The following is an 8,161-nucleotide window of genomic DNA, read 5'->3' on the forward strand; positions in this document are numbered from 1 at the left end:
CCGCTCACGCTGGCCGGTCTGGCCCTGGTGGCAGTGGCTGCGATGGGACGCTGGCCCGCGCCCCGCGACGCAGTATCCAAGGATTGAGCTACAGCGCAGTCGACGGTCAGGCGATTCCGGCCGCAACCGGGAACTTCGACGGATAGGCTCCGCAGCACGCCAGGCACCGTCGATTCACGTTGCGAACTTGCCTCCTTGCTCGGGAAGAGGTGGACTCACTTGGTCGAGGCGGTGTCGGCACCTCGGGTGGGCCCGATGGTCTGATCAGGCGTAGCCTCGGCATGCTCCGCGACGTCCGTGGTCTGATCGTGGTCCTGGTCGTCGTCGGAGTGATCGCATCGGCCTTGCCGTATGTCTCGGCTGCGGCGTTCGGGCCCATGATGCAGGTCGTCGCCGACGCCGGCACTAGCGGAAACCTCGGCGGCGTTTGGGGTTTGCGCGGTCCGTTGGTCGCCCGCGACGACGGTGTGCTCAGCGGCGTGGCCGGTTCGGTACCGTTCGCGATGCTCTTGGCGACGTGGGCGGCCTCGCTGATGTTGGCCCAGCTGATGTACCTCGTCAACGCCTGGGTTGGTACGAAGGTCGAGATGGTGCTCGTCACCGACATCCGGCAGCGCGTCCACGATCACCTCCAGACGCTGTCACTGGACTTCTTCACGGCTTCGCGGTGTGGTGCGCTGATGCAGCGTGTCACGGTGGAATCCACTGGCGTGCATCGGCTTCTGACCAACTGCCTGTTGCCGCCGCTGATCGACACCGTCGTTCTCGTGGTGGCCGTCGGCTGTCTGGTGGCGCTGTCGTGGCAGATGACGGTCGCCGCGCTCGTCCTCACGCCGTTGGCCCTATTGGTGCTGAAGTACGCAGGCCGCCACGTCCAGGCGGCAGTGCGACGGACGATGGACGCGGACCGCGCCATGGGCGCGGAACTGGAACAAACGATCAGCGGGATCTCCGAGATCCAGTTGTTCAACGCCCAGTCCGTGCGCAGCAAGCGTTTTCACGAAGTATCGGACCGCGCCGCCAAGAGTGACGCGTCGACCGTGATGTGGATGCAGGCCACCGCCAACGGATCTCAGGTGTTCATCGCGCTCGGCGAGGTGCACGGCAACCTCGTGTTCGAGGACGTGGCCTTCGGTTACACCGCAGGGCAGATGGTGCTGGACGGGATCTCGTTCTCCATCAAGGAGGGTGAGACGGTGGCCCTGGTCGGCGGCATCGGATCGGGAAAGTCGACGGTGTACAACCTCCTCCTGCAGTACCTGGACCCGCAGCGGGGCAGGATTCTGATCGACGGCCACCCGATCACCGAGGTCACCATCGCCTCGCTGCGCGACCAGGTGTCCAAGCTCGCCCAGTTCCCCTTCTTCACCAAGGACACCATCCGGGAGAACATCCGGTTGGCGCGGCCGGGGGCAACCGACGCAGACATCGAAGCCGCGTGCGAGAACGCCAACGTCCACTCCGTCATCATCGACCCGACGAAGATGCACGACGGGTACGACACCGTGGTGGACGTGCAGGTCCCGTCAGGCGGTCAGAAGCGACTGATTGCGTTGGCGCGCTGCCTGTTACGCAAGCCCGAGGTGCTACTGCTCGACGAACCGACTGAGAACCTCGACGCCGACCAGCGGGCCAGGTTGACCGGCGTGATCCGCGGCTACGCGAAGGACCGCACGTGCCTGGTGATCAGTCACGACATGGACTTCATCGCCGCCGTTGCCGATCGCATCCTGGTCATCGAGCACGGACGCATCGCGCAGCAAGGTGACCACCGCACGTTGATCGCGGAGGGCGGCCTCTACAAGCGGTTGTACGAGGCGCAGAACGTGGACCCCGATCTGGTGTATCCGTACCCGTCAGCCGCCGAGGTCGGCTGACGGCGCAGGGTTACAGCGCCGTCACGGTCCCCGTCAGGTGCGGGTAGCCCTTCGACAGGTTGCGCAGTGACAAGTCCCAGCCGTCGGAGACACGATCCACGTAGAGTCCGACGCGGGCTGGAAGCAGCACCGGCTTGCCGAACCGCACCGAGTACTTCACGGCATCGGGGATCTGGCCCTCGATATTGGCCAGAACCGCTGCGGCGCTGAACATTCCGTGTGCGATGGAGGTGGGGAACCCGAATAGCTTCGCCCCGATCGAGCTGGTGTGGATCGGGTTGTGATCACCACCTACTGACGCGTAGCGACGGATCTGGCCAGGCGTGATGCGCAGCACCGCGTTCGGCGGTGGCAGCTTCGCCTGTTTCTTCTGCTCCGGCTTGGCCTCGTCGGACAGGCTGGTCCGCTGCTGGTGCAGGAACGTCGTCACCTGGTGCCATGCGGTGTCGTTGCCGACCTTGAGGTCCGTGACCAGATCGACCAGCAGCCCCTTGCGGTGTTCGCGGAGGTTCTCCGCGTGCACCGCGACGTCGACGGTGTCGGTGACCGAGATCGGCTGGTACTGCGTGATGTGGTTCTCGACGTGTACCGAACCCATTGCGGCGAAGGGGAAGTCGAAGCCACTCACCAATGACATCACCGAGGGAAAGGTCAGCGCGAACGGATAGGTCAGCGGCACGGTGTCGCCGAACCGCAGCCCGGTGACAGCGGCGTACTCGGCGACGTTGACCGGGTCGATGGCCAGCCCCTCCACCGTCACGGTGCGGTCGGGCAGCCCGCCGTTGCGCGGGATGAACGGCAACGCGCCCGCTGCCGCCCGGACCAGGTTCAGCAATCCATTGGGTTGACCTTCGGTGCGTTGCGCCACGATGTTCACCATAGTTCTAGGCTCCGAGCAAGGCCTGGCCGCACACCCGAATCGTATTGCCGGTCACCGCGTTGGACGCCGGGCTGGCGAAGTAGGCGATGGCTTCGGCCACGTCGACCGGCAGACCGCCCTGGAACAGCGAGTTGAGCCGCCGGCCCGCCTCACGGGTGGCCAGCGGGATCGCCTCGGTCATCTTGGTCTCGATGAAGCCGGGGGCGACGGCGTTGATGGTGACGCCCTTCTCGCCGAGAACGGGTGCCAGCGCCTGCGTCAGGCCGATCATGCCGGCCTTGGTGGCGGCGTAATTGGTCTGGCCGCGGTTGCCCGCGATGCCTGCCATCGACGACAACCCGATGATGCGGCCGCCATCGCCAAGAACGCCCTTGTCCACCAGACCCTGCGCGAGGCGTTGCGGGGCAAGCAGATTGACCGCGATCACGGAGTCCCAGCGGGCGTCGTCCATGTTGGCCAGCAGCTTGTCGCGGGTGATGCCCGCATTGTTGACCAGGATGTCGGCCTTGCCGCCGTGGTGCTCGGCGAGATGGGCGGTAATGCGGTCGACTGCGTCGGCGGCGGTGACGTCGAGGGTCAGCGCGGTACCGCCGACCTTCGTCGCGGTCTCGGTTAGGGCTGCGGTGGCTTGTGCATCGCCTCCCATGTCGATCAACACCACTTTGGCGCCGTCACGCGCGAACACCTTCGCGATCTCGGCGCCGATGCCCCGCGCCGCACCCGTCACCAGCGCAACCTTGCCGTCGAGCGGCTTGTCCCAGTCCGCCGGCGGCGCCGAGTCGGCGGCGCCGACGTAGAACACCTGCGCGTCGACGTAGGCGGACTTCGCCGACAGCAGGAACCGCACCGTGGATTCCAACCCGGTTGCAGCGGGCTTCGCGCCGGCGGACACGTACACCAGGCCGATCGTGGCGCCGCGCTGCAACTCCTTGCCCAGCGAGCGGGTGAAGCCCTCGAGTGCGCGCTGGGCGATCCGCTCGTCGATGGTCGAGGTCTCGTCCGGGGTGGTGCCGACCACCACGATGCGGCCGCAGGCGCCGAGGTTGCGCAACAGCGGGGTGAAGAACTCGTGCAGCGCCTTGAGTCCCTCCGGGGTGGTGATGCCGGTGGCGTCGAACAGCAGACCGCCGAATGAGTCCGCCCAGCGGCCGCCGAGGTTGTCGCCGACCAGCTGGTAATCCTCGGCCAGCGCGGCGCGCAGGGGTTCGGCGAGGCGGCCCTCGCCACCGATCAGCAGCGACCCCGCCAGCGGCGGTTCGCCCTCCCGGTAGCGACGCAGGTCCTGCGGCTGGGGTACGCCCAGTTGCTTGGCCAGGAAGGATCCCGGACCGGAGTTGACGACTTGCGAGAACAGGTCGGTAGCCACTGGCTTGCCTTTCGAAGCGGATCGATACTCTTGTGTCGAACACCGAACTTACTCCAGAGTAAGAACGGAGGGTAGTATGACCCCTATTACCCCCGACGTCCCCTCGCCAAAGCAACGGACGGAACTGGAGAAAACAGTGGCCGACAACAAGACTGCCCGACGGGTAGCAATCCTCGGCGGAAACCGGATCCCGTTCGCTCGTTCGGACGGCGCCTACGCCAACGCATCCAACCAGGACATGTTCACCGCGGCACTGGGTGGGCTGATCGACCGATTCCATCTCGACGGCGAACGGCTCGGCGCGGTCGTCGGCGGCGCCGTGCTCAAGCACAGCCGCGACTTCAACCTGATGCGCGAGTGCGTGCTCGGCAGCGCACTGTCGCCGTACACGCCTGCATACGACCTGCAGCAGGCCTGCGGCACGGGCCTGCAGTCCACCATCGCCGTCGCCAACGGCATCGCCCTCGGCCAGTACGAGTCGGGCGCCGCAGGCGGTGTGGACACCACCTCCGATGCACCGATCGCGTTCGGCGACGATCTGCGCCACGTCCTGCTCGGACTGCGGCGGGCCAAGTCGAACGTCGACCGGCTCAAGCTGGTCGGCAAGTTGCCCGCCGCGCTCGGCGTCGAGATCCCGACCAACGGCGAGCCGCGCACCGGGCTGTCGATGGGTGATCACGCCGCCGTCACGGCCAAGCAGATGGGCGTGAAGCGCGTCGATCAGGACGAACTGGCCGCCGCCAGCCACCGCAACATGGCCGCGGCCTACGACCGCGGCTTCTTCGACGACCTGGTCACCCCGTTCCTCGGGCTCTACCGCGACAACAACCTGCGCCCCGATTCGTCGGCCGAGAAGTTGGCCAAGCTCAAGCCGGTGTTCGGGGTGCGCAACGGCGACGCCACGATGACGGCGGGCAACTCGACGCCGCTGACCGACGGCGCGTCGGTGGCGCTGCTGTCCACCGAGGAGTGGGCCAAGGAGCGCTCGCTGCCGGTGCTGGCCTACTTCGTCGACGGCGAGACCGCCGCGGTCGACTACGTCAACGGCAACGACGGACTCCTGATGGCGCCGACCTACGCGGTGCCCCGCCTGCTGGCCCGAAACGGCTTGACCCTGCAGGACTTCGACTTCTACGAGATCCACGAGGCGTTCGCGTCGGTGGTGCTGGCGACGCTGGCGGCGTGGGAGTCCGAGGAGTATTGCAAGGAGCGGCTCGGCTTGGACAGTGCGCTGGGCCGCATCGATAGAACCAAGCTCAACGTCAACGGCTCGTCGCTGGCGGCCGGGCACCCGTTCGCCGCGACCGGCGGACGGATCGTGGCCCAGCTGGCCAAACAGTTGGCGGAGAAGAGGGAGCAGACCGGCAAGCCGGTGCGCGGCCTGATCTCCATCTGCGCGGCCGGTGGGCAGGGCGTGACGGCCATTCTCGAGGCCTAGAAAAGTTTTTCCGGGCTCGCTGTAACGCCCCGGCCCGGGGCGTCGATGAATCGGATAGCTCCGTGTTGCCGTCTGACCCCCCGACCCGACGGCAGCACGGGGCACTTACTTCTGGTCTAGCCCGCCGGCTGGTCCTTCTTCGCCGTGATCGGGCCCGACGTGGCAGGCGGCTGGAACAGGCTGCCCGCCAGACTGCCGCGGGCAGTGCGGACGGCGACCAGGCCCCAGGTGCTCAGCAGCCCGGCGTAGGCGATCACCGCGGCGATCCGGAATGCGGGCAGGCCGGTGTGGATGGCCAACTGGGTGGTCCCGGTGACGAAGGTGCCAACCGGGAACGTCAGGCTCCACCAGGTCAGCGCGAACGGCATGCCTCGCCGCAGGGTGCGCACCGTCAACGCGGTGGCAAGCGCGATCCACAGCACGCTGAATCCCCACACCGGCACGCCGAAGAGGATCGAGAAGATCCCCATTCCGGCGGCCAAGTCGGGTTTCACCGCCAGCGCGGCGTTGGTCCCGAGTAACCCCGCCGCGGTCATGCCCTGACCCAACGGGCCCAGCACGATCCACAGCGTGGGCACCCGGGCCGTGCCGGACGTTCCGTAGTGCGCTAGCCTGCTCCAGATCATCGAGATGATGATCAGCGCCGCGATCAGTGACAGCCCGAACATCGCGTAGCAGCCGTAGAGCATCGTGGTGCGCCCGGTGCCGGGCGCCATGTGCGGGATCAGTAGCGCACCGGCCGCCGCCGACACCATCGGCGGCACCACGGGCATGAGCCATCCGCCGAAGGCCGCATCGGGCGCGACGTTCAACTGGGTGAACATCAGGTAGGGGATGGTCAGCGCCGTGAAGAGGCCGCCGACGGTGCCCGCCGTCCAGAGCACCCAGTCGATGTCGACGGCGAGGCGCACCCCGATGAGGTCCTTGCCGACCAGGATCGCTCCCGACCCGACGGTCAGCAGGGCCATCGGCGCCGCTCCGTAGAAGTGGGCCATCTGCGGGTTGCGCGCGTGGCTGCGGGCCACCGTCGGGTGCCGGAACCACTGTGCGGTTACCGCGATGACGAGGATCACCAGCAGCACCGCGGCGACCACCCAGACGACCCGGGAGAACACATGCAAACCGGGTATCCGGATCGGCAGCGTCGCGCCGGCCGTCGCGACGATTCCGGTACCCATCACCGACGCGAACCAGTTCGGGCCGAAGTTGCCCAGCCGGGTCTGCGCGGTCGTCATGGTTCGATGCTCAACGGGCAGACACAGCGGGCGCAAGGGAGCGTGAGGGCCATGCAGGTCAGTATGTTCGGACAACTCAGTGGCGCGGGCACGGATTCGCCGATCGACGCGTGCGTGCAGAACCTCGCACAGCTGCGCGACGAGGGCTTCCGGCGGGTCTGGATCAGTCAATTGCCATACGAGCCAGACCTTCTCACCGTCCTCGCCGTGGCGCTGCGCGAGGTCGACACCATCGAGGTGGGCAGCGGCGTCGTCCCGATCCAGAATCAGCACCCGATGCAGATGGCGCAGCGCGCCCTGACCGTGAGCCTCGCCTCCGGCGGCCGGTTCCTGCTCGGTCTCGGCATGACGCACCAGGCGGTCACCGAAGGCATGTGGGGCATTCCGTGGGACAGGCCGGTGCGCAGGCTCAACGAGTTCCTCGACGGCCTGCTGCCGTTGCTCGCAGGCGAGCCCGCCGACGCGCAGGGCGAGATCGTAACCACCCGCGGTGCGCTGATGATCCCCGGCGCGCCACGGCCGGACGTGTACATCGCCGCACTGGGCCCGCAGCTGTTGAAGATCGCGGGCCGACGCACGGCCGGGACCGCCACCTGGATGACGGGACCCAAGACGCTGGCCGGCCACGTCGTTCCGTCGTTGCGCCAGGCGGCCGCCGACGCCGGGCGGCAGGAGAGCGACGTGCGGGTGGTGGCCTCGTTGCCGGTAGCCGTCACCGACGACGTGGACGGGGCGCGCAAGCGGGCCGCCGAGCAGTTCGCCGTCTACGGGGTGCTGCCGTCGTACCGCGCGATGCTGGACCGCGAGGGCTACGCAGGCCCGGAGGACGCCGCGATCATCGGCGACGAGGCGACGGTCAAGGATCGCCTCGCCGAATTGCGGGCGGCCGGCGTGGACGAGTACGTCGGCGCCACCTTCGACGCCTCACCCGAGGCGCGCGCCCACACCCGCGCGGTGCTGCGTCAGCTGGACGCGTGACGGCCAAAAAACTCTGGTGTGACGACGGTCACGGGCGTACGATCGACCCTACGACGGGTTCGGGAATGGCTGATCCGAAGAGCTGGCGGTAGAGGTGAAAAGCCAGCGGCGCGAGACTAATGAGACGCCCTCAAATGCCTTCCCGAACCCGCCTTTTTTGTCTCTGAGGGGTGTGGCTAGCCACACCTGATTCGCTCGGCTGACTTCCGCCCAGCAGACGCAAAAGGACCCCGACACACGGGCGTGTCGGGGTCCCTTTACTGGAGCCGCTTGCGGACTGCTCGCGAGGTGCTAGAAGGCCGCCTCGTCCAGTTCCATCACCTCGTTGTCGATGGTGTCGATCACCAGGCGGGTGCTGGTCAGCAGCGGCAGGAAGCTCTTCGCGAA

The 8,161-nt window shown here is 67.4% G+C and carries 7 protein-coding genes; 3 read left to right on the plus strand and 4 right to left on the minus strand.

Annotated elements, in window-relative coordinates; all coding sequences use genetic code 11:
- Positions 1-281 precede the first annotated feature (281 nt).
- On the plus strand, positions 282-1,877 hold the full coding sequence (locus QOC69_RS10855) for an ABC transporter ATP-binding protein (RefSeq protein ID WP_526439227.1): 1,596 nt from the start codon (positions 282-284) through the stop codon (positions 1,875-1,877).
- A 10-nt stretch (positions 1,878-1,887) separates the two neighbouring features.
- Here the strand turns inward: QOC69_RS10855 and QOC69_RS10860 are convergent, their stop codons facing one another.
- Both QOC69_RS10860 and QOC69_RS10865 read right to left on the minus strand, forming a co-directional pair.
- Positions 1,888-2,745: a MaoC/PaaZ C-terminal domain-containing protein gene (locus tag QOC69_RS10860; protein WP_526439229.1), complete on the minus strand. Its 858-nt coding sequence runs from the start codon at positions 2,743-2,745 to the stop codon at positions 1,888-1,890.
- Positions 2,746-2,761: 16 nt separating this feature from the next.
- Complete coding sequence (locus QOC69_RS10865; RefSeq protein ID WP_526439231.1) at positions 2,762-4,123, minus strand: 3-oxoacyl-ACP reductase; 1,362 nt, start codon at positions 4,121-4,123, stop codon at positions 2,762-2,764.
- A 76-nt stretch (positions 4,124-4,199) separates the two neighbouring features.
- Between QOC69_RS10865 and QOC69_RS10870 the strand changes: the two genes are divergently transcribed.
- Positions 4,200-5,561, plus strand: a complete 1,362-nt coding sequence (locus QOC69_RS10870) for an acetyl-CoA C-acetyltransferase (RefSeq protein WP_526439233.1) — start codon at positions 4,200-4,202, stop codon at positions 5,559-5,561.
- 116 nt (positions 5,562-5,677) lie between these two features.
- On the opposite strand, the gene QOC69_RS10875 is transcribed toward QOC69_RS10870, so the two are convergent.
- Positions 5,678-6,796 carry a TDT family transporter gene (locus tag QOC69_RS10875; protein WP_526439235.1) on the minus strand — a complete coding sequence of 373 codons (1,119 nt, stop codon included), beginning with the start codon at positions 6,794-6,796 and terminating at the stop codon, positions 5,678-5,680.
- Positions 6,797-6,847: 51 nt separating this feature from the next.
- Between QOC69_RS10875 and QOC69_RS10880 the strand changes: the two genes are divergently transcribed.
- Positions 6,848-7,774 carry a TIGR03564 family F420-dependent LLM class oxidoreductase gene (locus tag QOC69_RS10880; RefSeq protein ID WP_526439237.1) on the plus strand — a complete coding sequence of 309 codons (927 nt, stop codon included), beginning with the start codon at positions 6,848-6,850 and terminating at the stop codon, positions 7,772-7,774.
- Between the two features lie 291 nt (positions 7,775-8,065).
- On the opposite strand, the gene QOC69_RS10885 is transcribed toward QOC69_RS10880, so the two are convergent.
- Positions 8,066-8,161, minus strand: a 96-nt coding sequence (locus QOC69_RS10885; protein ID WP_526439239.1) for a hypothetical protein, incomplete at its 5' end; no start/stop codon positions are given.

This window comes from Mycobacterium sp., from assembly GCF_032162105.1.
GTDB lineage: Bacteria > Actinomycetota > Actinomycetes > Mycobacteriales > Mycobacteriaceae > Mycobacterium.